At 64.5% G+C, this 26,632-nt stretch carries 26 protein-coding genes; 13 read left to right on the top strand and 13 right to left on the bottom strand.

The annotated features are described in order from the left end of the window. Nucleotides 1-24 precede the first annotated feature (24 nt). Both NKI50_RS05540 and NKI50_RS05535 read left to right on the top strand, forming a co-directional pair. A complete protein-coding gene (locus tag NKI50_RS05540; protein WP_023716854.1) occupies nt 25-606 on the top strand; it encodes a F0F1 ATP synthase subunit B in 582 nt (193 codons plus the stop codon). Between the two features lie 10 nt (nt 607-616). Continuing rightward, nucleotides 617-1,108 carry a F0F1 ATP synthase subunit B gene (locus tag NKI50_RS05535; protein WP_023716855.1) on the top strand — a complete coding sequence of 164 codons (492 nt, stop codon included), beginning with the start codon at nt 617-619 and terminating at the stop codon, nt 1,106-1,108. A gap of 257 nt (nt 1,109-1,365) precedes the next feature. Here the strand turns inward: NKI50_RS05535 and rnhB are convergent, their stop codons facing one another. Continuing rightward, the gene (gene rnhB, locus NKI50_RS05530; protein ID WP_352483735.1) at nt 1,366-2,061 is read right to left on the bottom strand and encodes a ribonuclease HII; all 696 of its coding nucleotides are present in this window, start codon (nt 2,059-2,061) and stop codon (nt 1,366-1,368) included. Between the two features lie 166 nt (nt 2,062-2,227). Beyond that, complete coding sequence (locus tag NKI50_RS05525) at nt 2,228-3,382, bottom strand: PA0069 family radical SAM protein (protein WP_352483734.1); 1,155 nt, start codon at nt 3,380-3,382, stop codon at nt 2,228-2,230. Between the two features lie 151 nt (nt 3,383-3,533). Here NKI50_RS05525 and NKI50_RS05520 point away from each other — a divergent pair, with 151 nt between their 5' ends. Beyond that, the gene (locus NKI50_RS05520) at nt 3,534-4,037 is read left to right on the top strand and encodes a glycosyltransferase (RefSeq protein ID WP_023716858.1); all 504 of its coding nucleotides are present in this window, start codon (nt 3,534-3,536) and stop codon (nt 4,035-4,037) included. A gap of 189 nt (nt 4,038-4,226) precedes the next feature. Next, a complete protein-coding gene (locus NKI50_RS05515; RefSeq protein ID WP_023716859.1) occupies nt 4,227-5,201 on the top strand; it encodes a phytanoyl-CoA dioxygenase family protein in 975 nt (324 codons plus the stop codon). Nucleotides 5,202-5,234: 33 nt separating this feature from the next. Here NKI50_RS05515 and moaB read toward each other — a convergent pair whose 3' ends face one another. The 6 genes from moaB to NKI50_RS05485 form a co-directional block, all read right to left on the bottom strand. Next, complete coding sequence (moaB, locus tag NKI50_RS05510) at nt 5,235-5,777, bottom strand: molybdenum cofactor biosynthesis protein B (protein WP_352715701.1); 543 nt, start codon at nt 5,775-5,777, stop codon at nt 5,235-5,237. Next, nucleotides 5,764-6,666 carry a 4-(cytidine 5'-diphospho)-2-C-methyl-D-erythritol kinase gene (locus NKI50_RS05505; protein ID WP_352716018.1) on the bottom strand — a complete coding sequence of 301 codons (903 nt, stop codon included), beginning with the start codon at nt 6,664-6,666 and terminating at the stop codon, nt 5,764-5,766. The genes moaB and NKI50_RS05505 overlap by 14 nt, the downstream gene beginning before the upstream one ends. Nucleotides 6,667-6,692: 26 nt before the next feature. Next, nucleotides 6,693-6,878, bottom strand: a complete 186-nt coding sequence (locus NKI50_RS05500; protein ID WP_023674078.1) for a membrane protein — start codon at nt 6,876-6,878, stop codon at nt 6,693-6,695. An 80-nt stretch (nt 6,879-6,958) separates the two neighbouring features. Further along, a complete protein-coding gene (locus tag NKI50_RS05495) occupies nt 6,959-7,816 on the bottom strand; it encodes a S49 family peptidase (protein WP_023716862.1) in 858 nt (285 codons plus the stop codon). Nucleotides 7,817-7,903: 87 nt separating this feature from the next. Continuing rightward, nucleotides 7,904-8,704, bottom strand: a complete 801-nt coding sequence (locus NKI50_RS05490) for a tRNA1(Val) (adenine(37)-N6)-methyltransferase (protein WP_352483733.1) — start codon at nt 8,702-8,704, stop codon at nt 7,904-7,906. Then, nucleotides 8,704-8,928, bottom strand: a complete 225-nt coding sequence (locus tag NKI50_RS05485) for a putative signal transducing protein (protein WP_023716864.1) — start codon at nt 8,926-8,928, stop codon at nt 8,704-8,706. Before NKI50_RS05485 ends, NKI50_RS05490 begins: the two co-directional genes overlap by 1 nt. 160 nt (nt 8,929-9,088) lie before the next feature. On the opposite strand from NKI50_RS05485, the gene NKI50_RS05480 reads away from it, so the two are divergent. After that, nucleotides 9,089-10,105, top strand: a complete 1,017-nt coding sequence (locus NKI50_RS05480) for a polyprenyl synthetase family protein (RefSeq protein ID WP_023716865.1) — start codon at nt 9,089-9,091, stop codon at nt 10,103-10,105. A gap of 25 nt (nt 10,106-10,130) precedes the next feature. On the opposite strand, the gene NKI50_RS05475 is transcribed toward NKI50_RS05480, so the two are convergent. Next, nucleotides 10,131-11,567 carry an MFS transporter gene (locus tag NKI50_RS05475; RefSeq protein WP_352715698.1) on the bottom strand — a complete coding sequence of 479 codons (1,437 nt, stop codon included), beginning with the start codon at nt 11,565-11,567 and terminating at the stop codon, nt 10,131-10,133. A 104-nt stretch (nt 11,568-11,671) separates the two neighbouring features. Between NKI50_RS05475 and NKI50_RS05470 the strand changes: the two genes are divergently transcribed. From NKI50_RS05470 to NKI50_RS05460, 3 genes are all read left to right on the top strand, one after another. Beyond that, nucleotides 11,672-12,277 (top strand): TetR/AcrR family transcriptional regulator, encoded by a 606-nt coding sequence (locus NKI50_RS05470; protein WP_023716867.1) that lies wholly within the window; start codon nt 11,672-11,674, stop codon nt 12,275-12,277. 465 nt (nt 12,278-12,742) lie between these two features. Next, a complete protein-coding gene (locus NKI50_RS05465; protein WP_023716869.1) occupies nt 12,743-14,518 on the top strand; it encodes a tetratricopeptide repeat protein in 1,776 nt (591 codons plus the stop codon). A 64-nt stretch (nt 14,519-14,582) separates the two neighbouring features. Further along, a complete protein-coding gene (locus NKI50_RS05460) occupies nt 14,583-15,527 on the top strand; it encodes a glycine--tRNA ligase subunit alpha (protein WP_023716870.1) in 945 nt (314 codons plus the stop codon). Here NKI50_RS05460 and NKI50_RS05455 read toward each other — a convergent pair. Beyond that, complete coding sequence (locus NKI50_RS05455; RefSeq protein WP_023716871.1) at nt 15,524-15,697, bottom strand: hypothetical protein; 174 nt, start codon at nt 15,695-15,697, stop codon at nt 15,524-15,526. The genes NKI50_RS05460 and NKI50_RS05455 overlap by 4 nt on opposite strands. A gap of 277 nt (nt 15,698-15,974) precedes the next feature. On the opposite strand from NKI50_RS05455, the gene glyS reads away from it, so the two are divergent. Continuing rightward, nucleotides 15,975-18,557, top strand: coding sequence for a glycine--tRNA ligase subunit beta (gene glyS / locus NKI50_RS05450; RefSeq protein WP_023716872.1), 2,583 nt, complete (start codon nt 15,975-15,977; stop codon nt 18,555-18,557). A 29-nt stretch (nt 18,558-18,586) separates the two neighbouring features. Here glyS and NKI50_RS05445 read toward each other — a convergent pair whose 3' ends face one another. Beyond that, nucleotides 18,587-19,018, bottom strand: a complete 432-nt coding sequence (locus NKI50_RS05445) for a hypothetical protein (RefSeq protein ID WP_023716873.1) — start codon at nt 19,016-19,018, stop codon at nt 18,587-18,589. 159 nt (nt 19,019-19,177) lie between these two features. Here NKI50_RS05445 and NKI50_RS05440 point away from each other — a divergent pair, with 159 nt between their 5' ends. The 3 genes from NKI50_RS05440 (at nt 19,178) to NKI50_RS05430 (ending at nt 22,359) form a co-directional block, all read left to right on the top strand. Next, nucleotides 19,178-20,158, top strand: a complete 981-nt coding sequence (locus NKI50_RS05440; protein WP_023716874.1) for an L-threonylcarbamoyladenylate synthase — start codon at nt 19,178-19,180, stop codon at nt 20,156-20,158. Nucleotides 20,159-20,176: 18 nt separating this feature from the next. After that, entirely contained in the window at nt 20,177-21,607 is a 1,431-nt protein-coding gene (locus tag NKI50_RS05435; RefSeq protein ID WP_023716875.1) for an FAD-binding oxidoreductase, read from the top strand. A gap of 185 nt (nt 21,608-21,792) precedes the next feature. Beyond that, complete coding sequence (locus NKI50_RS05430) at nt 21,793-22,359, top strand: DUF6101 family protein (protein WP_023674094.1); 567 nt, start codon at nt 21,793-21,795, stop codon at nt 22,357-22,359. Nucleotides 22,360-22,531: 172 nt separating this feature from the next. Here NKI50_RS05430 and ubiA read toward each other — a convergent pair whose 3' ends face one another. Continuing rightward, a complete protein-coding gene (ubiA, locus tag NKI50_RS05425) occupies nt 22,532-23,515 on the bottom strand; it encodes a 4-hydroxybenzoate octaprenyltransferase (RefSeq protein WP_023716876.1) in 984 nt (327 codons plus the stop codon). A 156-nt stretch (nt 23,516-23,671) separates the two neighbouring features. Here ubiA and purD point away from each other — a divergent pair, with 156 nt between their 5' ends. Further along, a complete protein-coding gene (gene purD, locus NKI50_RS05420) occupies nt 23,672-24,949 on the top strand; it encodes a phosphoribosylamine--glycine ligase (protein ID WP_352715695.1) in 1,278 nt (425 codons plus the stop codon). A gap of 21 nt (nt 24,950-24,970) precedes the next feature. On the opposite strand, the gene NKI50_RS05415 is transcribed toward purD, so the two are convergent. Continuing rightward, nucleotides 24,971-26,131, bottom strand: coding sequence for a glycoside hydrolase family 25 protein (locus NKI50_RS05415; RefSeq protein WP_502895964.1), 1,161 nt, complete (start codon nt 26,129-26,131; stop codon nt 24,971-24,973). Nucleotides 26,132-26,632: the final 501 nt, after the last annotated feature.

Genomic DNA, 26,632 nt, shown 5'->3' with positions numbered 1-26,632 from the left:
GGGTCTGAATTTCGGGGATAGTCCATGTTCGTGACATCTGCCTTTGCGCAAGAGTCCGCGCCCGCCGCAACGGAAGGCGAAACGCACGCCGCCACCGGCGTGCCTGCCGAGGCGCACGGCACGTTCCCGCCATTCAATCCGGCGACGTACCCGTCACAGCTGCTGTGGCTGGCAATCACTTTCGGGCTGTTCTACCTCTTCTTGAAGCGGGTAGTGATGCCGCGCGTCGGCGGCATCATCGACGTGCGCAACGACCGCATCACGCAGGATCTCGATCATGCTGCCCGGCTGAAAGGCGAGGCCGATGCCGCCGTTGCCGCCTATGAGCAGGAATTGGCGGAAGCCAAGGGCAAGGCCAATGCGATCGGCCAGCAGGCCAACGATGCGGCCAAGGCGGAAGCCGAGGCTGCCCGCAAGACGATCGAGGCAGCGCTTGACCAGAAGCTTGGCGAGGCCGAGGCGCGCATATCTTCCATCAAGGCCAATGCCATGAAGGAAGTCGGCACGATCGCCGAGGACACCGCTTCGGCCATCGTCGAGGCGCTGGTCGGCGGCAAGGCCAGCAAGGCCGAGATCGCGGCCGCGGTCAAATCCGTGGCCGGGTGAGGAGCGCATCATGGACGCCACATCTCTCGCGACGCTTTGGGCAACCGTTGCCCTCATAATCTTCCTCGGCATTGCCATCTACATCAAGGTGCCGGGCATGATCGCCAAGGCGCTCGATGCCCGTGCCGACAAGATCAGCAGCGAACTCGAGGAAGCGCGCCGGTTGCGCGAAGAGGCCCAGCAGTTGCTCGGCCAATATCAGCGCAAGCGCAAGGAAGCCGAGCAGGAGGCCGCGGCCATCGTCGCCGCCGCCAAGCGCGAAGCCGACATGCTCGCCGCCGAGGCGCACAAGAAGACCGAGGATTATGTCGCCCGGCGTACCGCCTTGGCAGAGCAGAAGATCGGCCAGGCCGAGCGCGAGGCGATCGGCGAAGTGCGCGCCAGCGCCGTCGACATCGCGGTCGAAGCCGCGCGCGCGCTGCTGGCCGGCAAGATCGACGCCAAGGCCGGCGCCGACCTTTTCAACGCCTCGCTGCAGGATTTGAAGTCGAAGCTGAATTAAGCGACGTCGTCGAGAAATTCATCCAAGGCCGCCTGGGAAACCTGGCGGCTTTTTTGTTAGCGAAAGCGGCTGAGCGCAAATCTCCCCCCTCGAGGGGGAGATGTCGCCGAAGGCGACAGAGGGGTCAGTACGTCCTGGCGCGACGCCATGTGGGACGAAAGAGAAGGTTGGCGCTTCACGCGAGGCGACCCCCTCTGGCCTGGCCATCTCCCCCTCGAGGGGCCCTCGAGGGGGAGATTACGCCTAGCCGCTTTCGCTCAATCCAGGCCCGAAAGGCCCTCTTCCTCCAGCACCTCGGTGCCGCCGAACCGGAACGGCGCGAAGGAGGCGCGGTGCAGCCGTGCCACTGGCCCGTGCAGATCGATCGCCGTGCGATGGCGCACAGTGGCGTAGCCCATATGCAGCTCGAAGCCGTAACGCGCATGATGGCTGCCGCAGCCGCACATCATGCGGTCGCGCAACACCTTGGCGACGATCGAGGCTGCAGCGATCGACTGCGAGCGCTGGTCGCCCTTGATCAGCGCTTTGCCCTCGCAGGGCAGGCCGGGCGGCACGTCGCGGCCGTCGGCCAGCGCCAGCTTCGGCCGGATTGACAGGCCGGCCACTGCACGGCGCATCGCCTCCAGGCTGGCCTTGAGGATGTTGGAGGCATCGATGCCTTCGGCGCTGACCGAGGCCATCGATACGGCGAGTGCGGAGCCGAGGATTTTCAGGAACAGCGCCTCGCGCTGCAAATGCGTCAGCCGCTTGGAATCATCGAGGCCGTCGGGGATGTTGGCGGGATCGAGCACCACCGCTGCAGCCACCACCGGCCCGGCGAGCGGGCCGCGGCCGGCCTCGTCCATCCCCGCCACCGGCCACAGGCCTTCGGCCATCGCCTTCGTCTCGAACGAGAAGTCGGGTTTCTCGACGATTTCGAAGAGAAGCGGAGAATCGGAACGCGGGCGAGCCATGGTGCGGCGAGGTTCGCATCGGCTCCGATTCTCCGCAAGTCCCCTCCGGGTCGGGCGGGGCACCGGACCAGGAGGGGCTACCGTCTGCAAGCCCGGGAACAGGACAGGCCGGACGGGATTTTTCGCCTGCTGCGGCCGCTTCAAGCGGCTGGCGCGAGACGCTTTGTCACAGCAGCATCAGCTGCTCGGTTGCCTTGGCGGCGGGGACGAACCGGTCGGTCCTCAGCGAGCGCCGCTCGGCATTGAGGCCGAGCCGTTTGGCGGCGATCTCGAAACGGCGGCCGATCTGCCAGGCATAAGGGCCGGAGCCTTTCATGCGCTTGCCCCATTCCGAATCGTAGTCCTTGCCGTCGCGCATCGAACGGATCAGCGACATGACGTGGCGATAGCGGTCGGGATAGTGGCGCAGCAGCCAGTCCTTGAAGATCGGCGCGACCTCCAGCGGCAGGCGCAGCAGCACATAGCCCGCTTCACGCGCGCCCGCTGCCTGCGCCGAATCGAGGATGCGCTCCATTTCCGAGTCGGTCAGTCCGGGGATGATCGGCGCGACCATCACCGAGGCCGGAATGCCGGCGTCCGAAAGCTGCCTGATCGCCTCCAGCCGCTTGGTCGGCGTCGACGCGCGCGGCTCCATCGTTCTGGCCAGCATCCTGTCCAATGTCGTCACCGACAGTGCCACCTTGGCCAGCCCGCGTTCGGCCATGCGTGACAGAATGTCGATGTCGCGTGTCACCAGCGCTGACTTGGTGACGATGCCGACCGGATGCCCGCGCGCCTCCAGCACTTCGAGGATCTCGCGCATGATCCGGTATTGCTTCTCGATCGGCTGGTAGGGATCGGTGTTGGTGCCGATGGCGATGGTGCGCGGCTGGTAATTATCCCTGGACAATTCCTTGTCGAGCAGCCGCGCCGCATCCGGCTTGGCAAACAGCTTCGATTCGAAATCCAGCCCCGGCGACAGGCCCATGAAGCTGTGCGTCGGCCGGGCGAAGCAATAGACGCAGCCATGTTCGCAGCCGCGATAGGGATTGATCGAGCGGTCGAAGGAGATGTCGGGCGATTCGTTGCGGGTGATGATGGTGCGCGGCTTCTCGACCTGTACCTCGGTCTTGAAGGGCGGCAGCTCCTCCAGCGAATTCCAGCCGTCGTCGAACACATGCCGGCTGACCGGCTCGAAACGGCCGGACGGATTGATGCCCGCCGACCTGCCGCGATTGCGGTCTGGGCGGACGCGCATGCCGCTCTGCTCGATCATCGCATTCGCCATCTCGGCCCTGCCAGCGCCGAAGGCGGCAATGTCGGCACGCACGATCTGTTCCATTTTGGCCCTTTCCCAGGGACTGTCCGCCCGCTGTCGAATCGCTCTGCTCATGAATGTATTCCTATCGCACCGAGTGGAACAAAGCAAGAACCTTCTCGCGGCGTGCCGCAAAAACTGGCGCTGCCCACCGCTTTCCGCTATTCGGCTAAACATGCTCAGCGTCCTGATCGAAACCCTGAATGACGAGGAGGGCCTCGCCCGCACGCTCGCCTCGCTGATCGGCGGCGCGGTCGAAGGCGTGGTGCGCGACGTTCTCGTCTGCGACACCGGCTCGACCGATCAGACGCACCGCGTCGCCGAACATGCCGGCTGCCACTATGTCAGCGGCGGCATCGCCGCCGGCATCAGGCAGGCCAAGGGCGACTGGCTGCTTTTGCTGGAACCGGGAGCGCGGCTGGGGGAGGGCTGGATCGACGAGGTCGTCGCCCATACGGCCAGGCAAACCATGGCGGCGCGATTTTCACGGGCACGCGGCAGCCGCGCGCCGTTCCTGTCGCGGGTCTTTGCCGGAAATCGCGCTCTCGCCGAAGGCTTGGTGATCAGCAAGCGTCAGGCCGCCGCGCTGTCTAAGAGCGCCCGCAGCGCCGAAGCGATCGCCCGCGGCCTGGCGACAAGAAGGCTCCACGCCGAGATCTGGGTGGCGCCGCGGAAGTGACGGCTTACCATCCCGGCCTAGGAAACGCCGCCCAAGCAAATTTTCTGGCGGGTTGTCGTTTATTGTGCATTGCACAAAATCTGGCCGGGGGTTACCATTCCCAGCGATACGGGCGAATGGGTTTGGGGTGTGCCGGAGCGGCGACGACGACTATCGTCGGCGCTGTTCCCTCGACATTTGAGGACCCCGATGACCCTTTCAAGCCCTGACAAGTCCGGCGCTGCAAGCCTCGAGGCGATCGCACGCAACGGCGGTACGCTGCGCCGCATCGCCGCCCGCATTCCGACCTATCTTTCCGACCTTCGCGAGAATCCGGCATGGCTGCCGATGTTCATGCTGGCGCGCACCATGCCGGCGCGGCGGCTGCACTGGCGCGGTGCGAAGCCGGTTCGGCCGGCGCGCAATGTCAGTGAAACGATGTTCGCCGGCGTCGATCGCGATGCCGTCGTCGGCGCGCTGCGGACGGAGGGGCTCTATTCGGGCCTGACGCTGCCGGCCGCCATCCATGAGGAGATCGCCCGCTTCGCCGAGCACACGCCATGCTTCGGCAATTTCGACCGCCGGCTGGAATTCCTGCCCGAAAAACACGCCGATGCAGAAAAGCATTTCGGCCGCCCGCTGCTCAGCGGCCACTATTTCGAGCGGGTCCTCGACTGCAACGCTGCGGTCGCCGTGCAGCGCGATCCGCTACTCCTCGACATCGCAGCGCACTATCTCGGCAGCCAGGCCAAGCTGATCACCACCCGCGTCTGGTGGAGCTTTCCGACCGGTGGCGTCTCGGACGCCGACAAGAACATGGCTTCGCTCGGCAAATACCATTTCGACCTCGACGACTGGCGCATGCTGAAGTTCTTTTTCTACCTGGTGCCGGTCGACAACGACACCGGGCCGCATGTCTATGTCCGCGGCTCCCACAACCGCCGCATCCTGAAGCATCAGCTGACGCTTCTGGTCGGCCATTCGGCGGAAGAGGTGCTGGGCGTCTATGGCGAGCAGAGCCCGGTCACGCTGACGGGGCAGGCCGGTCTCGGCTTTGTCGAGGATCCGTTCGGCTTCCATATGGGTACCGTGCCGACGCGCACGCCACGACTGATGATGGAAGTCGGCTTCGGCGTCTCGCCGCCGTCGCGCCGGCGGTTTCACGGCGAGCCGGTCATTCGCTGAGGCGGGATCGCCCGGCTGATACCTCGCTCCGTCTCAGCCGCGCCGCAAATGCTCGTCCAGGCGCGGCATGATCTCGACGAAGTTGCAGGGCATGTGCCGATAGTCGAGCTGCGGCTTCAAAATGCCGTCCCAGGCGTCCTTGCAGGCGCCGGGCGAGCCCGGCAACACGAAGACGAAGGTGGCGTTGACGACGCCGCCGGTTGCCCGGCTCTGGATCGTCGAAGTGCCGATCTTGTCGTAGGAGATGCAGTGGAACACTTCGGAAAAGCCGTCCATGCGCTTTTCGAAGATCGGCTCCAGCGCCTCCGGCGTCACGTCGCGGCCGGTGAAGCCGGTGCCGCCGGTGGTGATGACGACATCGATCGCATCGTCCTTCGACCAGCCCAAAACCTTGTCGCGGATCTTGTCGCGGTCGTCGGTGACGATGTCACGAGCGGCGAGGATGTGGCCGGCCTCGGTGATGCGGTCGGCCAGGGTCTGCCCGGATTTGTCGTCGGCGAGGCTGCGCGTATCTGAAACGGTCAGTACCGCGATGCGTACGGGAACGAAGGGGCGGCTCTCGTCAATCCTGGCCATGCGCATCAGCCTCCGATGTCATGCTTCGCGTCGCGGCGACAAACCAGTCGGGATGGCGGCTGCGGATATCGACGGCCGCGCGCTTGGCCACATTGCCGGTCTCGAACAGCCCGAAACAGGTGGCGCCGGAACCAGACATTCTGGCAAAACCGGCTCCAGCCTTGTTGAGCACAGAAAGCGCCTTGCCGATGGCGGGCTGGATTGCACGCGCCGCAGGCTCGAGATCGTTGCGGGTGATCTCCAGCCAGTTGCGGATGCTGTGGAAGTCGAGGCTGTGCGGCAGCGGCGGCAGCCCCGCATTGTCGCGGCGGCCAAGCGCCTCGAACACTTCGGCCGTCGAGACGGCAGTTCCTGGATTGACGAGCACCAGACCCAGGGCCGGGAAACTCCGCACGAGCGTCAGCTCGTCGCCGATGCCGCGGGCTATCAGCGGCTTGGCTGCGAGGCACATCGGCACGTCGGCGCCAAGCGACAGGCCGATCCGCGCCAGTTCGGCATCGCCGATGTCGAGCCTCCAGGCCTGGACCAGAGCACGCAGCACAGCCGCCGCGTCGCTCGACCCGCCGCCGACGCCGGACGCGACCGGCAGGTTCTTTTCGAGCCTGATGGCGACAGCCGGCGCATGCTGGGGACCGGCCTCGCGACGCAGCGCGTCGCGCGCTTTCGCCACCAGATTATTGTCGTCGGCCGGTACCGCGGAGGCGTATTTGCCGGACACGGAAAACCCGTCGCTGTCGGCAAGTTCCGTCTCGATGCGGTCGCCGAAGCGCGTGAACACAGCCAGGCTTTCGATCGTGTGATAACCGTCGGCGCGCCGGCCGGTGACGTGCAGCGCGAGATTTATCTTGGCGTGCGCATGCGATGCCCGGATGCTGGTCTCGGAATCCACTGGCTCGGCCGCGAGGGAGACGACGGTCAATCCTTGGCCAGACGGTATTCGCCGGTCTTCGGATCCTTGACCAGCGTTCCCATCGTACCGTTGGCGGCTTGCTTTTCGGTACGCCGCACCTTGGCGGTCACCCGCTCGGCTTCCCTGACGAAGGAGCGGTAGCCGAAATAGGCGGCAATGCCGACGACGGCGAAGAAGATGATCTGCGGCATGTCAAACTCTCCCTCGCAAGGCCGGCAAGACGGCCGGTCGGGTCGGTTGATGATGTATGCTAGACGCTTTCACCGGCTTTTCAAAGCCCGAAGCGCGCCCACAGCGCGCGCTCTTCCGCCGCATCGATGACGCCGCTTGCCGCGGCGGCGGCAATATCGGGCGCCGAAAAACTCGAGCCGAACAGGCCGAAGCGGCCGAACAGGCCGCGCGGCGCGGTGATCAGCTTGAGCTGGGTCTTCGGCCCGAAACGGCTTTTCAGCACGCTGCGCATGTCGCCGAGGGCATCGACCAGCCCGAGCTCGAGCCCCTTCTTGGCCGTCCAGAACAGGCCGGTGAACAGGTCGGGATCGTCCTTGAGCTTGCTGCCGCGCCTATCCTTGACGAGATCGATGAAGGTCTCGTGGACCTCGAGCTGCAGCGCCTTCAGGCGCTCGACGTCTTCCTTCTTTTCCGGTTTGAACGGGTCGAGCACCGCCTTGTTCTGGCCGGCGGTGTGGACGCGGCGCTCGACGCCGATCTTCTTCAACAGCTCCGGAAAGCCGAACGAGGCCGACACCACGCCGATCGAGCCGACGATGGAGGACGGGTCGGCAAAGATCTCGTCGCCGGCGACCGCGATCATGTAGCCGCCCGATGCCGCCACGTCCTCGACGAAGACCAGGACCTTCTTGTTTTTCTCCGTTGCCAGGTCGCGGATGCGCCTGAAAATCAGCCGCGACTGCACCGGCGAGCCGCCTGGCGAATTGATCGAGATGGCGACCGCCGGCGCGTCGAAGGAAAACAGCTTTTCGAGAAGGCCGGCAGTCGACGCCAGCGACAGGCTCGGCCGGAACTGGCCGCCGCCGGGCATGATGGTGCCGTGCAGCCGGATGACCGGAATGGTGACGACGTTCGAGCGCCAGGATTTCGGCAGCAGGCGATTGAAAAGACGTTTCACGAGGGGGCTGTCTCCGGTCGATTTGCTTGAGGCATGTAGGAATTCGCCGGCCAACGGCAATGCCGTCACCCCGGCAATCAAAATGGATCAGTCTCCGAACAGCGACGCCAACCCGTTATTGATCAGCTCTGCCCGTTCCGAGGGGCCATTGCCTGAATAGGCATGCAGCATCAGCGGCGGCCGGATCGACAGCTTGCCGCGTGCGCCGAGTGCTGCCCGGACGACGATGCGGATCGCTGCCGCTTCGGGGCGAGGATGGACGGCCAGCATCTCGGCATCGCCGAAGCGGCCGGCAATGGCATCGAGGATGGCGCCGAGCTGTTCCGGCCGGGCAATGACGGCCAGCCCGCCGCCCGGCCTGACCACCGCCGCCGCGCTGCGGATCCAGCTGTCGAACAGCCCGTCCTCCGCGACATGCGCGGCCTTTCTCAGCGGATCGGGCGTCGCGCGATCCTCGGCGGCATTGAACGGCGGGTTCATGATGACGAAATCGAAGCTGTTATCCTCGAGGCCGGCGGCCATTCGCGCCCGGCCCGACAGCGCGACATCGGCGACGAGCACCGAGGCGCGGTCGCTGAGATGCGCGTTGCCGGGATGGGCAAGCGTGGTTGTGGCGAAGGCCGCCATTTCCGGAGAACGCTCGACGAGCACTGCCTCGGCACCGGGGCAGCGCGACAGTACCGCCAGGCCGGCGGCACCGGCACCCGCGCCAAAGTCTGCAAGCCGCCCGGCGAACGAGGACGGCACGGCAGCCGCCAGCATCATCGCATCCATGCCGGCGCGGTGGCCTGCCTTTCTCGGCTGCACCAGCCAGAAGCGACCGCGATGGAAGGCATCGACCGTATGAGCCGGCATGTCCGGGACAAGGGCAGCGGGCGACGCGGACATTATTTTTGGCGGATCTCGTTGGCGATGCCGGCATCCGTCAGGATGCGCCGCGCCGCATCGGCCTTGTCGGCGTCCACCATGACACGGCGGGGCAGAATGCCGATCGAGCCGTCGAGCACGCTCATGTTCTGGTCGGCGACGAAAAAGCCGATGCCGGCATCGCGCATCAGCGATTCGACAAAGGAAATGATGACGGCGTCGTTGGTGCGGATGAGCTCTATCATCGAATGAAACTCGCAGTTTGCGGCGTTGATGTAAACGTGGACGTGATTATGTACCAGAGCCGCCGCGCCAATTCGCCTCTTGCCGCACCGGTGGCTGCCGCCCTAGAGTCTGTCCAGGGACCATGTTGCCGTCGTGCATATCGAGGTTGGGAGTTTTGCCGTGGGTGTCGTTCTCAACATTGAAAACGGGAAGCGGGAAGCCGCCTCGATCAAGGACCTTATCGACCTGACCGCCGCCGACATGGGGCGCGTCAATGAACTGATCCTGTCGAAGGCCGGCTCCGACGTCGAGATGATCCCGGAGATTGCCAACCACTTGATCTCGTCCGGCGGCAAACGGCTGCGGCCGATGCTGACGCTCGCCGCCGCCCAGATGTTCGGCTATTCCGGTGACGGCCACGTCAAGCTCGCCACCTCGGTCGAATTCATGCACACCGCGACACTTCTCCACGACGACGTTGTCGACGAAAGCGGCATGCGGCGCGGCAAGAAGACGGCGCGCATGATCTGGGGTAACCAGGCCAGTGTTTTGGTCGGCGATTTCCTGCTCGGCCAGGCCTTTCGCATGATGGTCGATGTCGGCTCGCTGGAAGCGCTCGACATCCTGTCGAGTGCGGCTTCGGTCATCGCCGAAGGCGAGGTGATGCAGCTCGCCGCCGCCAAAAACCTCGAGACCACCGAGGATGAGCATTTCGCCGTGATCAAGGCCAAGACCGCGGCGCTGTTTTCGGCCGCCGCCGAGGTCGGCCCGGTCATCGCCCAGGCGACGCGCAATGATCGCGCAGCACTCCGCTCCTACGGCATGAATCTCGGCCTTGCCTTCCAACTGATCGATGATGCGCTGGATTACGGCGGCACCAGCAAGGACCTCGGCAAGAATGTCGGCGACGATTTCCGCGAGGGCAAGGTGACGCTGCCGGTGATCCTCGCCTATCGGCGCGGCACAAAGGCCGAGCGCAGCTTCTGGAAACGCGCCATCGAGGACAATGCCGCCGACGATGCCGGACTGGAGAAGGCCGTCGGCCTGATGCTCCGCCACGGCGCAATTGCCGACACCATCGGACGCGCCCGCCACTTCGGCGAGATCGCCCGTGACGCGCTGGCGCCGCTCGAGGCGACGCCGCAGAAATCGGCGCTGATCGACGTCATCGATTTCTGCATCAGCCGGGTGAATTGACAGGCGTCGGCGCCCGCGCCTGTTCTCATCGCGCCTTTGCCGGAAGAACCATTGCTGCGAGCAGGCTGACGACGATGCCCGCCGCCGCGAGCCAGAAGGCGACCTGGATGCCGTCGGCGACGGCAATTTTCAAGGCATTGCCGGACAATTCGCCGATTTGGCTGTTCGCAATCGCAATCAGCACGGCCATGCCGACGGCATTGCCGACATTGAGTGTCGTCGAAGCCATCCCCGAGGCGACGCCTTGCTGATCATGCGCAACGCCGGAAGCGGCGGCAATCCACATTGCTGTCCAGACGATGCCTTGTCCGACGCCGGAGACGATCAGGCCGGGTACGAGGGACAGATAGCTGCTCTCCGCGGTCGCGCCTGATACCATCAATGCTGTGCCTACCGCGCCGACGATCATGCCGCCGACCAGCGTGCTGCGCGTCGAAAAGCGCGTCGCCAGACGCTCGCCGGCTTGCGTGCCGGTGGCGATGGCGACCGACGGCACGAGAAAGGCGAGGCCCGTCTGCAAGGCGGTGAAGCCGTGCACGTTCTGCAACAGCACGGTGAGGAAGTAGGGCAGCGCTCCGAAAGTGGCCATGTAGAGGAAGGTGATCGTCATGCCGGCGACGAGGCTGCGGTTGTGGAACAGGCGCAGCGGCATCAGCGGATCGGCGCTCTTCGCCTCGATCATCGTGAAAGCGATCAGGAAGAATGCCGCCAGTGCTGCACTGACGATGATTGCGGTCGATCCCCAGCCATATTCGGGCCCCTGAACCAGTGTGACGACAAGCAAGGTCGCGCCGGCGGTGACGGTCAGCGCGCCCGGCAGATCGAAGCTGCGGTGCTCGTGCGGCTTCGGATCGCGCGGAATGATGGCGAAAGCCGCGATGATGGCGATCCCGGCCAAAAGCACGTTGACGTAGAAGACCGACGGCCAGCCGAAGGCGCTGGTCAGAAACCCGCCGGCAAGCGAACCGAGCGTCAGGCCGCTGGCGCCTGCGCCACCCCAGACGGCGAGCGCCCGGTTGCGTTCCGGTCCTTCGGCGAACAGACGGTTGATCAGCGACAGCGTCGCCGGAAACAGGAAGGCGCCGCCGATGCCTTGCACGGCGCGGGCCGCAATGATGATTTGCGGCGACCATGCGAGGCCGCCGACCAGGGACGAGAGCGCGTAGAGCCAGAGCGCGAAGATGAAGACGCGGCGCTGGCCGATCAGGTCGGCGGCCCGGCCGCCGAACAGTAGGAAGCCGCCGGTGAACACGGTATAGGCGCTGACCACCCATTGCAGGGTCTGGCCTGAAAATCCGAGGCCGGCGCCGATCTCCGGCAACGCCACGAAGACGATGTTGAGGTCGAGCGCGATGATGAGCTGCGCGAAGGCGAGCAGCGCCAGCGTTGCGCCGCGCTTCGCGCTGGTTGTTCCTTGCGCTGCCATCGCCCCGAGCGGCGCGCCTTGATCGAGTGAACTCATGCCGGTCTCCTTGTCGACAATTATTTAATGATCGACAAAGAATTGAGATTTGCAATCCGAAGTCAAGCGGATTATTTGTTGATCGACAAAAATTGGAGACCGCCATGGCAGGCAGGCCAAGGGAATTCGACCGCGACCAGGCGCTTGAGAAAGCCCGCGACGCCTTTTGGAGACGCGGCTACGAGGGCACCTCGATGGCCGATCTCGTATCGGCGCTTGGCCTCGCATCGGCGCGCATCTATGCCGCCTTCGGCTCGAAGGAGGACCTGTTTCGCGAAGCGGTGGCGCTTTACGAAGCCAATGAGGGCGGCTTCGCCACGCGCGCGCTGCAGGAAGAACCAAACGTCCGGCGCGTCATCGAGCGCATGCTTCGCGACGCCGTCGAAATCTATACGCGGCCGGGGCGGCCGCAGGGCTGCATGGTGGTGACGGCCGCGACCAATTGCGCCGTCGAAAATGACGCCGTGCTGCAATGGCTGGCGGAGCACCGGCTGGCACGTACCGCATCGATCGTCGAGCGATTGAAAAAGGCCGTGCGCGATGGCGAATTGAAGCCGGCCACCGACGCCGCGGCGTTGGGCGATTATTATGCCACGCTGATGCACGGCCTTTCGGTGCAGGCACGCGACGGCATTCCGAAAAAACGGCTGCACGATCTTGTCACCGTCGCCATGCAGGCGCTCGACGCAAGGCTTTCGCAAACGTCCTGAGTTCCGGGCCGTGACGCCTCACTTACCGGCTTGTTCGGCGGCCCTTCTGGGATTGACCTCCGGCGTCGGCGGCGGCGAACGCTGCTTCGTAGATACGATCGACGATGGCGAAGGCTTCTTCGTCGCGCGGCACTTCCAGCATCGGCGCCCCCATGGCTGGCGAAGCAAGAATTGAAATCTCATCCTGCCACGCAAAGTTGCATGGCGGAAGCTTTCAACCGATGGCGCTTATGGATCGCTTACGGCATCGGGCAAATAGCGACGCGCAGGCAGCGCCAAAGCGGACGCCACGCGGTCAAGGGTCGCAGTTCAGGCCCTTTCGGCATGGTTTATTAATTGCTTGACCCGATTGTGAATTCGGGCCGGGTTGAAGCACGACCCCAAAAAGGCCATGCTTTACCTGTAAAGATCGAGTCTACGGCGATCCCGCTGACGCGGAGATGGCGTTTGGCTGAAAGGGATATGATGCGGCAAGGATATGCGCGCTGGCTGACGGGGCTGGCAATCGCGACGGGCATGGCGATCTCGGCTCTGCCGGTCCATGCCAAACAGACCGCAGAGCCGGTCAGGATCACATCCTTCTCGGGGGCCTATCTCGCTGCCCGGATTGCCGAAGGCGACAACGACCTCGACAGCGCCGTCTCCTACTACAAGCAGGCGCTTGCCTTCGATCCGAACGATACGGGACTGCAGCAGAGCCTGATGCTGTCGCTGATCGCACAGGGGCGCTTCGATGAGTCCCTGGTCTACGCCGACAAGCTCAAGGCGGTTCCCGATGTCGAGCGCTTCTCGCGCCTGGCGCTGGCCATCGATTCCTTCCACAAGAAGGATTTCTCCAAGGCCGAATACTGGCTCAAGCTGTCGCTCGAATCCGATCTCGACCGGCTGATTTCCGGCGTCATGACCGGCTGGGCCAAGCAGGGTGCGGGTGACGCCGGCGAGGCCATGGCTTCCATCGACAAGCTGCAGGGCCCCGACTGGTTCGGCCTGTTCAAGTCCTTCCACCGTGCCTTGATTGCCGACGCCTCCGGCCTGCCCGACAGGGCGGATGCGCTCTACACCGCCACCCTGCAGGACACGGCCGCCGGCGGTGCCGCCCCCGAAACATGGATGCGCAACGCGCAGGCCTACGCCTCTTTCCTCGCCCGTAAGGGCGACAAGGCCAAGGCGCTGTCGGTGCTCGACCAGGCCGAGACATTTGCGCCCGGCAAGGTCGAGATTGCAGCCCTTCGCGACAAGATCAACAAGGGCGAAAGGATCCAACCCTTCGCTGCCGGCCCGTCGGACGGCGCCTCGGAAATCCTGCTCGATCTCGCCACCGCGCTCAACCGCGGCGGCGGCGAGCCGTTCGTGCGGCTTTATCTGCAATATGCGCTGGCGCTGCGGCCCGACAATGACGCGGCGCTCGTTCAGCTTGCCGCCGTTGCCGAGCAGTTGAAGGACGGCGAGGGCGCCATCGCGCTCTATCGCCGCATTCCCGCCGGTTCGCCGCTGAAGGAGCTTTCGGACCTGCAGCTCGGCCTCAACCTTGCCGATCTCGACCGCAACGACGAGGCGATCACCCACCTCAAGGCCATCGTCGATGCGCATCCCGACGACATGCGCGCCTATCTGGCGCTCGGCGGGGTCTATTCCTCGAAGGAGGATTTCCGCTCCGCCGCCAATCTTTATGACAAGGCGGTCGAGGTGCTGAAGACGCCGACCGCCGTCAACTGGAACATCTTCTACCAGCGCGGCATCGCCTATGAGCGGCTGAAGGAATGGCCGAAGGCCGAGCCGAATTTCCGCAAGGCGCTGGAGCTCTACCCCGACCAGCCGCAGGTTTTGAACTATCTCGGCTATTCCTGGGTCGACAAGGACATGAACCTCAAGGAAGGCCTCGCGATGATCCAGAAGGCCGTCGACCTGAGGCCGAGCGACGGCTACATCGTCGATTCGCTGGGCTGGGCCTATTATCGCCTTGGCCAGTTCGACGACGCTGTGCGCGAAATGGAACGCGCCGTTTCGTTGAAGCCGGAGGATCCGGTGCTCAACGATCACCTCGGCGACGCCTACTGGCGCGTTGGCCGCAAGCTGGAAGCCACCTTCCAGTGGAACCAGGCCCGCGACCTGAAGCCGGACCCGGACGTGCTTGCCGCCTTGCAGCAAAAGCTGATGAAGGGCCTGCCGCCGATCGAATCCAACACGGCGCAGGAAACCCCGAACGTAAAGCCCGAGCCGGCGCCCGCCCCGAAGGGGTGACCCCATCGCCTTGACGGTCGCGGAGCGGCACTCTACGAGGTGCCGCATCCCGCCGGAGGCCGCCGTGACCGTTGACATCCCTGCCCACACGCATCCCAGCCGCTCGTTCCAGGGGCTGATCCTGACCTTGCATAATTATTGGGCGGACTATGGCTGCGTCGTCCTCCAGCCTTACGACATGGAAGTCGGCGCCGGTACCTTTCATCCGGCAACGACATTGCGCGCGCTCGGCCCAAAACGCTGGAACGCGGCCTATGTCCAGCCCTCGCGCCGCCCCAAGGACGGCCGCTATGGCGAAAATCCGAACCGGCTGCAGCATTATTACCAATACCAGGTGATCCTGAAGCCCAATCCGCCCAATTTGCAGGAGCTTTACCTCGGCTCGCTGGCCGCGATCGGCATCGATCCGCTGCTGCACGACATCCGCTTCGTCGAGGACGACTGGGAAAGCCCGACACTGGGCGCCTGGGGACTGGGCTGGGAGTGCTGGTGCGACGGCATGGAGGTGTCGCAGTTCACCTATTTCCAGCAGGTCTGCGGCATCGAATGCGCGCCGGTGGCGGGTGAGCTCACTTACGGGCTGGAACGGCTGGCCATGTATGTGCAGGGCGTCGACAATGTCTACGACCTCAACTTCAACGGCCGCGAAGGCGCCGACAAGGTGACCTATGGCGACGTCTTCCTGCAGGCCGAGCAGGAATATTCGCGCCACAATTTCGAATTCGCCAACACGGTGATGCTGCTCAGGCATTTCGAAGACGCCGAGGCCGAGTGCAAGGCGCTGCTACAAGCCGGCGCGCCGGCGTCGAACGACAATCTGGCGATGCACAGGATGGTATTCCCCGCCTACGACCAGTGCATCAAGGCCAGCCATGTCTTCAACCTGCTCGACGCACGCGGCGTCATTTCCGTCACCGAGCGCCAGAGCTACATCTTGCGGGTGCGCAATCTGGCCAAAGCCTGCGGCGAGGCGTTTCTGCTGACGCAGGCGGGTGGAATGGCGGCTTAGCTCCAGGCGATTTCGACAGGGGCGCTGATTGGCAACGTGCCTTGGCCGCTTGCACCGGCTATTGTCCGCAGCGCCTGCCGGACGCCGGGCATCGAGAAGGCACCGTGCACCTGCGCTGTAAAACAGGCGCTGAGCGCGAGGATCTGCAGGAATGTCGATGCCGTTTTCATGGTCGTTCAGCCAATAGCTCTCTGCCTGAGCGTTGGTCGCTTCAGCGCTGCGTTCGGTTCATGGAAATCTTTGATCCAAGGACGGGCGGACCGGCGCGTGTCCGACAGGAGGCTGAATTTTTTCGGAAATCGCCGCTGGACGCCTTGATCGTGCCGGCCCGATCTTGCTGGGAAGGGTGACAGCAGCCGACCGAGTTGCTATGCCCCGCTTACCTCCGCCTCGATGGGGGAGGACGCCGCGAAGCGGCGGCTGTTTTTTGTCGCGTGAGCTCTTTCAATGCCTGACCTGCTTCTAGAACTTCGTTCCGAAGAAATCCCCGCTCGCATGCAGCGCAAGGCGGCCGGCGATCTCAGGAAGCTTTTGACCGACGGTCTGGTCGAAGCCGGGCTGACCTATGAGGCGGCGCGCGAACATTGGACGCCGCGTCGGTTGGCGCTCGACATCCGCGGCCTGACCGCCCGCTCGAAGGACATCAGCGAGGAGATCAAGGGCCCCTCGACCAAGGCGCCCGAGCAGGCGGTGCAAGGTTTTCTGCGCAAGGCCGGCCTTGCCTCGATTGCCGAGGCGCATGTCCATTCCGATCCGAAGAAGGGCGACTTCTATGTCGCCCATATTTCCAGGCCGGGCAGGTCGGCGGAGCAGATCATCGCCGAGCTGGTGCCGGGCATCATCCGCAACTTCCCCTGGCCGAAATCGATGCGCTGGGGGCCGGCGTCGGCCAAGCCCGGGTCGCTGCGCTGGGTGCGGCCGCTGCAATCGATCCTGTGCACCTTCGGCCCGGAAACCGAGGAGCCGGTGGTGGTCGATTTCGAGATCGACGGTATCCGCTCAGGCAACGTCACCTACGGCCACCGTTTTCATGCGCCGGGCGCCATCACGGTGCGCCGCTTTGACGATTACGTCGCCAAGCTTGAAGCGGCCAAGGTCGTGCTCGATGCCGACCGACGCAAGGAGATCATTCTTGCCGATGCCAGGAACCTCGCCTTCGCCAGCGGGCTCGACCTCGTCGAGGACGAGGGGCTGCTGGAGGAAGTGTCGGGCCTGGTCGAATGGCCCGTCGTGCTGATGGGCGAATTCGAGCAGGATTTTCTGGCCATTCCGGCCGAGGTGATCCGGCTCACCATCCGCGCCAACCAGAAGTGTTTTGTGACGCGGCCGCATGGCGCGGGCGAAGAGCTCTCCAACCGCTTCATCCTGACCGCCAATGTCGAGGCCAAGGATGGCGGCAAGGAGATCGCCCATGGCAACGGCAAGGTGGTGCGCGCCCGCCTGTCCGACGCGCTCTATTTCTGGAAGACCGACCAGGGCGACCTGCCGGATCTCGACCAGTTGCAGGCATCGGCGGAAAAGTTCGGGCTTGACCTCAACAAGCCGCTCGACCAGCGCATGGCCCGCCTCGACCATCTCAATGTGACGTTTCATGCCAAGCTCGGCACGCAGGGCGAGCGGGTGGAGCGGATTGCGCGCTTGGCCGAAGAACTGGCACCAATCGTGGTGCGCGCAATCTCCCCCCTTGAGGGGGAGATGGCCGGCAGGCCAGAGGGGGTCGCTTCGCGTGAAGCGCCGGCATCCTCGGTCCACAAGAGAGAGTCGCGTCAGGACGCACCGATCCCCTCTGTCGCCTTCGGCGACATCTCCCCCTCAAGGGGGGAGATTACCGCGCTGGCGCGTCGCGCTGCCGTCCTCGCCAAGGCCGATCTCACCACCGAGGTGGTTGGCGAATTCCCGGAACTGCAGGGCGCCATGGGTCGCAAATACGCCCTGCTGCAACGCGAGCATCCGTCGGTCGCCGCTGCGATCGAGGAGCACTACAAGCCGCAGGGGCCGTCAGATCGCGTGCCGACTGATCCGGTATCGATCGCCGTGGCGCTCGCCGACAAGCTCGATACGCTGGTCGGGTTCTGGGCGATCGACGAAAAACCGACCGGATCGAAGGACCCCTATGCGCTGCGGAGAGCGGCGCTGGGGGTAACGAGGATACTGATTGAGAACGGGATTAGGTTGTCCCTGAAATCTGTGGCCAATATCGCGTCCGAAGATATTGCAGGTCACATACGCGATCCCAAACTCGACCGACAGTTCGAAATTGCTGCGGAGCTAGACCAGCAACTCGGAGGAGATTCGCTTACCGATCTCGTCATCGAACGCGATTCCGCAATCTCAAACAACACCTTTGAGCGTTCCGGAGAAAGGCAGCAGCAAGAGATCAACAATCTCCTCTCCTTCTTCCACGATCGCCTCAAAGTCTATCTCCGCGATCAGGGTGCGCGGCACGACCTGATCGACGCGGTGCTGGCGAGTGGCGCTGCCCCCTCATCCGGCCCTTCGGGCCACCTTCTCCCCGCTGGGGAGAAGAGGCTGGCACCGGCGTTGGCGACCTCTTCTCCCCTCGGGGAGAAGGTGGCCGCGAAGCGGCCGGATGAGGGGGCTTCGCAAAACGACGACCTTCTGCAAATCGTCCGCCGGGTCGAAGCCCTTGGCTCGTTCCTCGACACCGAGGACGGCAAGAACCTGCTTGCCGGCACCAAGCGCGCGGCCAACATCGTGGCTGCCGAAGAGAAGAAGGCGACAGCGATCGCAAGCAGCGTTGAGCCGGCTCTGTTCCGGGAGGGCGCCGAAAAAACCCTGTTCGCGGCGGTGAATCAGGCCGAGAGGCAAGCCGGCGAAGGAATTCAAAACGAAGACTTTTCCGCCGCCATGCTGGCGCTTAGCGTGTTGCGCGAGCCGGTTGATTCATTCTTTGAGAAAGTCCTGGTAAACGACGAGGACCAGGCGGTGCGCGCCAATCGCCTGGCATTGCTCGCCCGCATCCGCGCGGCGACCGACCGGGTCGCGGATTTCTCCAAGATAGCCGGCTGACGTCTGGGAAAAAATCATCGCTTGTGGCGCTATTTGGGCTGGTCGGGAGCTGCTAGCGGCGCCGGCTGCGGCGCTGCCGGCTCAGGGGTTTTGCTGGCGACCTTTGGATCGGCCTTGCTGTTCGCGGCGGGCGCGGCAGCGGTGGCCGGCGCGGCTTTGGGCGCAGGCGTTGCAAAGGCATCGCCGACGATACCGCCGCGAATGATCATCGGACTTCCGTCGAAGCCACGACTCGGCTGGCTCGGGATTGCCGCGACCTTTTCATCGGTGACGTTTTCATTGACGTCAGGCAACTTCTCGCCGAGCGCGACGATCGACCGTGTTTTCGCCCGTTCGAGCGCGCTGGCACTTACAACCGAAGGCGTCGCCGTCGTTTGCCCGAGAAAAACCAGCGATGAGGCCTGTGCCGTGCTGGCCATAACCGCCAGACCAAGCGCTCCAAGGATACGCATCGAAAGCATGATAATTCCCCTTGCCCAACAAGACGGCACCGTAGCCGAGGGCAGTTGATGCCGGCTTGCGGGGAAACATAGCATTTTAGCGATTTGCGATTCGCCAATGCCTGGGCTTGCTCGCCCGGCGTCGCCGTATTAGGCACCCGCATCCGTGAGGTGACGACAGTGGCTGAAATTCGTGCCGTCGGCGAGGCGATGGAAAGGGCGTTGGCGCTGCTCGAAAGCGGCGACGTCGTCGCCATACCGACCGAGACCGTCTATGGCCTGGCCGGCGACGCGACCAACGGCGTTGCCGTGGCTCGTATCTTCGAAGCCAAGGGCCGACCTCGCTTCAACCCGCTGATCGCCCATATAGCCGATCCGGCGATGGCCGAGCGCATCGCGCTGTTCGATCCGCTGTCGGAAAGATTGGCGCAGGTATTCTGGCCGGGGCCGCTGACGATGGTGCTGCCGCAACGGCCCAGCAACGGCATTCATCCGCTGGTCACCGCCGGTCTGGACACCATCGCGCTGCGCATGCCGAAAGGCTTTGGCGGCGAGCTGATTGCCAGGTTCGGTCGCGCGCTTGCGGCGCCCAGCGCCAATTCCTCGGGCAGGATCAGCGCCACGACGGCGGAAGCAGTGGCGGCCGACCTCGGTCCCAGGATCAAGCTTGTGGTCGATGGCGGCGCGACGCCGGTCGGGCTGGAATCGACCATCCTCAAGGTCGAAGCCGGAAAGCTGCGGCTGCTGCGACCGGGCGGCATTGCCGCCGAAGAGATCGAAGCAGTGGCCGGGACAAAGTTGCTGCGCGGCGCTTCGGGCATCGAGGCGCCCGGCATGCTCGCCTCGCATTACGCTCCGGGTGCGGCGGTGCGGCTCAATGCCGGCAAGGTCGCCACAGGCGAAGCCTTGCTGGCCTTCGGCCGCCGCCGTGCCGAGGGCTGGCGCGATGCAGCCGCACTGCGCAATTTGTCGGAGACCGGCGACCTGCGCGAGGCAGCAAGCAATCTCTTCGCTCATCTGCAGGATCTCGATGGCAGCGGCGCCAAAACCATCGCCGTCGAGCCGATCCCGTTCGAAGGGCTGGGCGAGGCGATCAACGACAGGCTTTCGCGCGCCGCCGCCCCGCGTGACAAGATCGCCCCTCGTGACAAGATGGATTGAGCACCATAGTTTCCACCCATGAACGACATTTCCCCCGACCTCGATCCTGCCGTCATCGCGCGCTTTGTGACAATCGTCGGCGACAAATATGCGCTGCGCGACCAGCAGGACATCGCGCCTTACCTCACCGAGCGGCGCGGACTTTGGCACGGCAGGACGGCGCTGGTGCTGAGGCCGGGCAGCGTCGAGGAGATCAGCCGCATCATGCGGCTGGCGACCGAAACGGGCATGCCGATTGTACCGCAAAGCGGCAACACCGGGCTGGTCGGCGCCCAGGTGCCGGACGCGTCCGGCCGCGAGATCGTGCTGTCGCTGTCGCGGCTAAACCGCATCCGTGAGATCGATACCCTGTCCAACACGGTGACGGTCGAAACCGGCGTCATCCTGCAGACGCTGCAGGAAGCGGCCGATGCCGCCGACCGGCTGTTTCCGCTGTCGCTTGCCGCGCAAGGCTCCTGCCAGATCGGCGGCAATCTCTCTTCCAACGCCGGTGGCACCGGCGTGCTTGCCTACGGCAATGCGCGCGAACTCTGCCTCGGCGTCGAAGTGGTGCTGCCGACCGGCGAAGTGTTCGACGATCTGCGCAAGCTGAAGAAGGACAATACCGGTTATGATCTGAAGGACCTGTTCGTCGGCGCCGAGGGTACGCTCGGCATCATCACCGCCGCCGTGCTCAAGCTTTTCCCCAAGCCCAAGGGGCGCGAGGTGGCGTTTGCCGGCCTGTCATCGCCGGAGGCGGCACTGTCGCTGTTCAGCCTCGCGATGGACCGTGCAGGGGCAGCGCTCACCGCCTTCGAGCTGATCGGCCAGAGGCCTTACGACTTCACGCTTGCCCACGCACAAGGCGTAGTGCGGCCGCTGGCCGGCGATTGGCCGTGGTATGTGCTGATGCAGATCTCGTCGGGCCGCTCGGCCGAGGATGCACGGGCGCTGATCGAAGAGGTGCTGGAGGCAGGCCTCGAGCAAGGGATCGTCGGCGATGCGGTGATCGCGTCAAGCATCGCCCAGGGCGATGCGTTCTGGAATTTCCGCGAAGTGCTGCCCGAGGCGCAGAGACCCGAAGGTGCCTCGATCAAGCACGACATCTCGGTGCCGGTGGCGTCGATCCCGCCCTTCATCGAAAAGGCCGCCGGCGCCGTGCAATCGGTCAGTCCCGGCGCACGCGTCGTCTGCTTCGGCCACATGGGCGACGGCAATCTGCACTACAACATTTCCCGGCCGGTCGACGGTGACGACGAGGCGTTTCTCGGCCTTTACCACGTCATGAACAAGGCCGTGCACGACGTCGTGCGCTCGTTTCATGGCTCGATCTCGGCCGAGCACGGCATCGGCCAGTTGAAGCGGGACGAATTGATCGCGACGGCGCCGCCGATGGCGATCGAGCTGATGCGCAGGGTGAAGGCCGCTTTCGATCCCGCCGGCATCATGAATCCCGGTAAGGTTATCTGATCCTTTCGCCGGCCCGCGCCGGTTCGTATTCCGATAACCATCCGCCTCGGATCAGCAAAATTTAACCGACTTTCTTAAGCGCGAGGATAAGAAGCTCGCGCTAATGTTTCTCCACAACGAGGCTGGGAAAACCGGCCCGGAGATCCGGAAACACCGGCTCTCAGGAGAAACAGGAAAGGCACGATATGAACACTGGACTGAAGCCAGTCTGGGCCGGGCGCAATATGCGCCTCGACCCATTCCGCCTGCCGCAGGTGGTGAGCTACGCCACGCGCGACGACTATGGCGACGTTACCTTCACCATCGATCAGCGCGGCGCGGTTATCCGCCGCACGCTGGAGATGAGTGGCGTGCCGGCGATCATCGCTCTGCCCGCCAACGCGTTTCGCGGCGTCGCCGCCCGCGCCATGGAGGATCCGGATGGCAATGTCACAGTGACGCTTGAGCTTCTGCACAACGACCCGATGCTGTCGGTGCCGCTGCTGGTCGCCGACGATCTCGACGACGTCGCCGCCGACTGGCGCGCCTGGGCCGACGCCTACCGCCTGCCGATGCTTCTGATCGAGGCCGACGGCATTGCCCGCACGCTGGAAGAATCGCTCGGCGCCGCCATCAAGGCGCTCCCGGCGCAGGACCGTCGCAAAGGTCGCGTCTCGACCATGCGCCGCCCGCGCTTCCTCGCCCGCCGCCGCGCCGGCGACCTCGGCCTCAGGCTGGTCATCGGCGGCGAGGAGCTTATTTCGCGGGAATAGGCCTGAGCGCCTCTTCCTTCTCCCCCTGTGGGAGAAGGTGGCCGAGCGGAGCTCGGTCGGATGAGGGGTGTTCCAGGGACCGCCAACGCCTCATTTCTTCCAACACCCCTCAACCGTCTTGGCGCTACGCGCCAATCCACCTTCTCCCACAGGGGGAGAAGGGAAAAGGCTCCTAAACCAGCGGCTTCAGCGCCACCCAAACCGCGCCGCCGATCAGGCCGAGGAAGATCAGCCAGCCGACCTGGTTGTTCGATCTGAACAGCCTCAGGCACTGGTCCGGATCGTCGATGTCGAGCACGCCGATCTGCCGCGCCAGATGGGCGCCGGCGGCAATCAGCCCGGCGAGCGCCGGCACCGGTGCCTGCGCCGAGGCGAAAGCAATGGCGAAGCAGACCAGCGCTCCGCCATAAAGTCCGGCAAGCCAGCCCTTGGTGTTGTCGCCGAACAGGCGCGCCGTCGAGCGCACGCCGACGATGGCGTCGTCCTCCTTGTCCTGATGCGCATAGATCGTGTCATAGCCGATCACCCACAGGATCGAGCCGATATAGAGCATGATTGCCGGCCCATCGAGATCGCCGAACTCGACCGCCCATCCCATCAGCGCCCCCCAGGAAAAGGCAAGACCGAGAACCAGTTGCGGCCAATTGGTGTACCGCTTCATGAACGGGTAGATGGCGACGATGACCAGCGAGCCGATGCCGAGCAAGATGGCCAAGCTGTTGAACTGCAAAAGCACGGCGAGGCCGACCAGTGCCTGCAAGACAACAAACATCCAGGCCTGCCGGCGCGTAACCTTGCCGGCCGGCAGCGGTCGCGAGCGTGTGCGTTCCACCTGGTTGTCGATGTCCTCGTCGACTAGGTCGTTGTAGGTGCAGCCGGCGCCACGCATGGCGAACGCGCCAAGAAAAAACAGCAGCAGATACCACGGCGACGGCAGCAGCGAGAGCAGCGGGTCCGTCGGACGCGGATAAGCACTCGCGGCAAGTGCAGCCGACCACCAGCATGGCCACAGCAGCAATTGCCAGCCGATCGGCCGGTCCCATCGGGCAAGCTGCGCATAGGGCCACAACCCCCGCGGCAGCGCGCGATAGACCCAGTGGCCGCTCGGCGCATCGGCGACGCGGCCCTGGGCCGCTTTCGACTGGACGGTTTCCATTTTGCTGGAGTGGCAGCAGAGGCGAATGCCGTCAAGCGTCAAGCAGGCCGGATCCGCTCGCGGCGCGGAATCGCCGCCGCGGACAGCCAAATGTCTTGACCCGCCGCCCGGGGCGCAATAGCGCAGTCCTGATCGGAACGGGCAAGGGATCCAGGCATGCGTGTTTTGCTGATCGGCTCCGGCGGACGAGAACATGCGTTGGCCTGGAAGATGGCGGCGTCGCCGCTGCTGACCAAACTCTACGCGGCGCCCGGCAATCCGGGCATCGGCGGCGAAGCCGAGCTGGTGAGGCTCGATGTTTCGGATCATGCAGCGGTGGTCCGGTTTTGCCGCGAGAAAGAAATAGACCTCGTCGTGGTCGGCCCGGAAGGGCCGCTGGTCGCCGGCATTGCCGACGACCTTCGCGCCGAGGGCATCCGCGTCTTCGGCCCGTCAAAGGCAGCGGCACGGCTGGAAGGCTCGAAGGGGTTCACCAAGGACCTCTGCGCCAAATACGGCATCCCGACCGCCGCCTATGGCCGCTTCGGCGATCTGGCTTCGGCCAAGGCCTATGTCGAGAGAATGGGTGCGCCGATCGTCATCAAGGCCGACGGCCTCGCTGCCGGCAAGGGCGTCACCGTCGCCATGACGCTTGACGAGGCGCTGGCCGCGCTCGACGCCTGTTTCGACGGCTCCTTCGGCCAGGCCGGCGCCGAAGTGGTGGTCGAGGAGTTTCTCAGCGGCGAAGAGGCAAGCTTCTTCTGCCTTTGCGACGGCATCACCGCGCTGCCCTTCGGCAGCGCGCAGGATCATAAGCGCCTCAGTGACGGCGACACCGGCCCCAACACCGGCGGCATGGGCGCCTATTCGCCGGCGCCGGTGATGACGCCGGAGATGATCGACCGAACCATGCGCGAGATCGTCGAGCCGACCATGCGCGGCATGGCTGAAACAGGCGCGCCGTTTTCCGGCGTGCTGTTCGCCGGGCTGATGATATCAGACAGCGGGCCGAAGCTGATCGAATACAACACCCGTTTCGGCGACCCGGAATGCCAGGTGCTGATGATGCGGCTGAAGGACGATCTCCTGGTCCTGCTCAACGCCGCCGCCGACGGCCAGCTGGCGCACACCTCGGTGCGCTGGCGCGACGAGGCGGCGCTCACCGTGGTGATGGCAGCCAGGGGTTATCCCGGCACGCCGGAAAAGGGCTCGGTCATTCGCGGCGTCGAGGCGGCGGCAGGTGAGGGCGTCGAGATTTTTCACGCCGGCACCGCAATCAACGGCGGCGCACTCGTCGCCAATGGCGGTCGCGTGCTCAACGTCACGGCGACCGGCCGCACCGTCGGCGAGGCGCAGAAGAAGGCTTACGCCGCGCTCGACCGGATCGACTGGCCGCAAGGCTTTTGCCGCCGCGACATTGGCTGGCTGGCGGTGGCGCGCGAGCAGGCGAACTGACGCTTCAGGCGGCCCTCAGCCTCAGCGCAGGCCGCGGCCGAATACGGTCGAGACGCTGCTGACCGCATCGGCGGTGGGGGCAATTCCAGACACCGATGCCAGGCGCTCTTCGTTTCGCGTCCAGGCAACATATTCGGCAATCCCGCGCGGAAGGCTCGGCGCCGCCTTCGCCGCAGGCATTTGAAAGCCGCTGCTGAACCTGGCCAAGCGCGTCCTAAATACCGCGACCAGTTGCTCGAGGCTCGCGGGTGCTACCACTGTGGCATAGGTCATGGCAGTGCCGGCGAGCCCCGCCTCGCGTGAGAGCGGCACCGGTATCGAGGCGAGATAATCCGGCTGCACGTCGATCAGGCCGCCGAACGGCCACTGTGCGCGCAATTCCGTCGCGTTCATCGGCGCGACGCTGACATCGATATCGTTGGGCGTGCCCGCAACCCTGTAGGGACAGCGGAACCGGCCGCAATTTGCTCGCGCCGAAAACTGCCAGAGCGCATAGCCCTGCCAGTTGCCCATCGGAAAATGCACATCGATGTCTGGCTTATAACGCGCGTACCACAGCGGCAACCGGGACAGGAGCGGGTATTTATACTTATTGTCGGCGATATGCCTGGCGGTCGTGCCGTTGGTGTAGAGCACCGGAAAGCGGCCAACCCGACGATGCACATGGCGCACGAATTCCTCGGCATCCTCGAGCGACATCCATTGGGTGGGATCATCGTCCTCGATGTCGAGGGCAAGCAGGTCATCCGGCCCGGGTTTCACGAAATTGATGAAATTATTGGCCTGTCCCACGGGGTTGCCGGGGCGGGCGAGATGATAGGCACCCCATTTCAAGCCCAGCGCCTTGGCCACCACCTTGCGCGTCTGGAACAGTTCCTGTGCCATCGCATGGCGCTTCCAAAGCGTCTTGCACAGACGCATCTCGGTCTCGTCGCCGAAACAGAAATAGGGTGGCGGCATTCCGTCGGATGCCTTGTTGATGAAGCCGACAAGACGCTTGTCGGCAGCTAGCCGGGTCCAGTCAATGGAATTGTATTCGTAGGCGTCGACGACCAGCGCCCGGTCCGCATCCTTCCACGGTTCGGAGAAATCCGAGGCCCTTGCCGGCGTCAGCGCCAGGGTTATCGCGGCCGCGACAAGGAGAAGCGCTGAGCGGACAAGGGGGTGCGCCGGCGTTTTCAAACAGCAGGTCCTTGCTGGCCAAAGCCAGATCCTGAACCGCCAGGGTTAAGGAAATGCTTTCGATCGCGGCCCGCGGATGCCACGGCTCGGACAGCTTCTCCGTCGATGGTCTTGATGGTTGTCACTGGCGAGAGGGGATATGAAACGGATTGAGCGCCGGCACTTGCGACAGCGTTCCCTCGGCCTCGCGTTTGCGATGAGGGGTCAGCGAGCATGGTGGTGAGCACAATGTGCCGCGATCCGACCAATAGGCTGCGCCGTTCTCGACCTTACCTTCATGATAGCAAAAACCGGCCGCCCGCCAAAGCAGGCGCATTCGATGCAGCGATGGGCGTCAGGTCTGCGAGCACGAGGCAATCCTATTTCGGTATTCTGCTCTATCTTGGCGAATTTAGCCTGCGTCGTGGCAATTGCAAAATCCACGTGACAAAGTTTGACGTTTACGTAAAAAGAAGATGGACAGGGAACTCCGAAAGCAGATGATTTTGCGCCGGCACGGGT

It is taken from the genome of Mesorhizobium sp. M0563 (genome assembly GCF_040321065.1).
Taxonomy (GTDB): Bacteria; Pseudomonadota; Alphaproteobacteria; order Rhizobiales; family Rhizobiaceae; genus Mesorhizobium.
This window is presented reverse-complemented; position numbering and strand designations above follow the sequence as displayed.

Excerpts from the sequence above, each read along its gene's own strand:
- NKI50_RS05435 (WP_023716875.1), top strand. The coding sequence starts at position 20,177 with ATGAACGACATTTCCCCCGACCTCGATCCTGCCGTCATCGCGCGCTTT.
- NKI50_RS05430 (WP_023674094.1), top strand. The coding sequence starts at position 21,793 with ATGAACACTGGACTGAAGCCAGTCTGGGCCGGGCGCAATATGCGCCTC.
- rnhB (WP_352483735.1), bottom strand. The coding sequence starts at position 2,061 with ATGGCTCGCCCGCGTTCCGATTCTCCGCTTCTCTTCGAAATCGTCGAG.
- glyS (WP_023716872.1), top strand. The coding sequence starts at position 15,975 with ATGCCTGACCTGCTTCTAGAACTTCGTTCCGAAGAAATCCCCGCTCGC.
- purD (WP_352715695.1), top strand. The coding sequence starts at position 23,672 with ATGCGTGTTTTGCTGATCGGCTCCGGCGGACGAGAACATGCGTTGGCC.
- NKI50_RS05500 (WP_023674078.1), bottom strand. The coding sequence starts at position 6,878 with ATGCCGCAGATCATCTTCTTCGCCGTCGTCGGCATTGCCGCCTATTTC.
- NKI50_RS05445 (WP_023716873.1), bottom strand. The coding sequence starts at position 19,018 with ATGCTTTCGATGCGTATCCTTGGAGCGCTTGGTCTGGCGGTTATGGCC.
- NKI50_RS05515 (WP_023716859.1), top strand. The coding sequence starts at position 4,227 with ATGACCCTTTCAAGCCCTGACAAGTCCGGCGCTGCAAGCCTCGAGGCG.
- NKI50_RS05485 (WP_023716864.1), bottom strand. The coding sequence starts at position 8,928 with ATGATAGAGCTCATCCGCACCAACGACGCCGTCATCATTTCCTTTGTC.
- NKI50_RS05535 (WP_023716855.1), top strand. The coding sequence starts at position 617 with ATGGACGCCACATCTCTCGCGACGCTTTGGGCAACCGTTGCCCTCATA.
- NKI50_RS05455 (WP_023716871.1), bottom strand. The coding sequence starts at position 15,697 with ATGAAAACGGCATCGACATTCCTGCAGATCCTCGCGCTCAGCGCCTGT.
- ubiA (WP_023716876.1), bottom strand. The coding sequence starts at position 23,515 with ATGGAAACCGTCCAGTCGAAAGCGGCCCAGGGCCGCGTCGCCGATGCG.
- NKI50_RS05465 (WP_023716869.1), top strand. The coding sequence starts at position 12,743 with ATGCGGCAAGGATATGCGCGCTGGCTGACGGGGCTGGCAATCGCGACG.
- NKI50_RS05540 (WP_023716854.1), top strand. The coding sequence starts at position 25 with ATGTTCGTGACATCTGCCTTTGCGCAAGAGTCCGCGCCCGCCGCAACG.
- moaB (WP_352715701.1), bottom strand. The coding sequence starts at position 5,777 with ATGGCCAGGATTGACGAGAGCCGCCCCTTCGTTCCCGTACGCATCGCG.
- NKI50_RS05490 (WP_352483733.1), bottom strand. The coding sequence starts at position 8,704 with ATGTCCGCGTCGCCCGCTGCCCTTGTCCCGGACATGCCGGCTCATACG.
- NKI50_RS05520 (WP_023716858.1), top strand. The coding sequence starts at position 3,534 with ATGCTCAGCGTCCTGATCGAAACCCTGAATGACGAGGAGGGCCTCGCC.
- NKI50_RS05525 (WP_352483734.1), bottom strand. The coding sequence starts at position 3,382 with ATGGAACAGATCGTGCGTGCCGACATTGCCGCCTTCGGCGCTGGCAGG.
- NKI50_RS05475 (WP_352715698.1), bottom strand. The coding sequence starts at position 11,567 with ATGAGTTCACTCGATCAAGGCGCGCCGCTCGGGGCGATGGCAGCGCAA.
- NKI50_RS05470 (WP_023716867.1), top strand. The coding sequence starts at position 11,672 with ATGGCAGGCAGGCCAAGGGAATTCGACCGCGACCAGGCGCTTGAGAAA.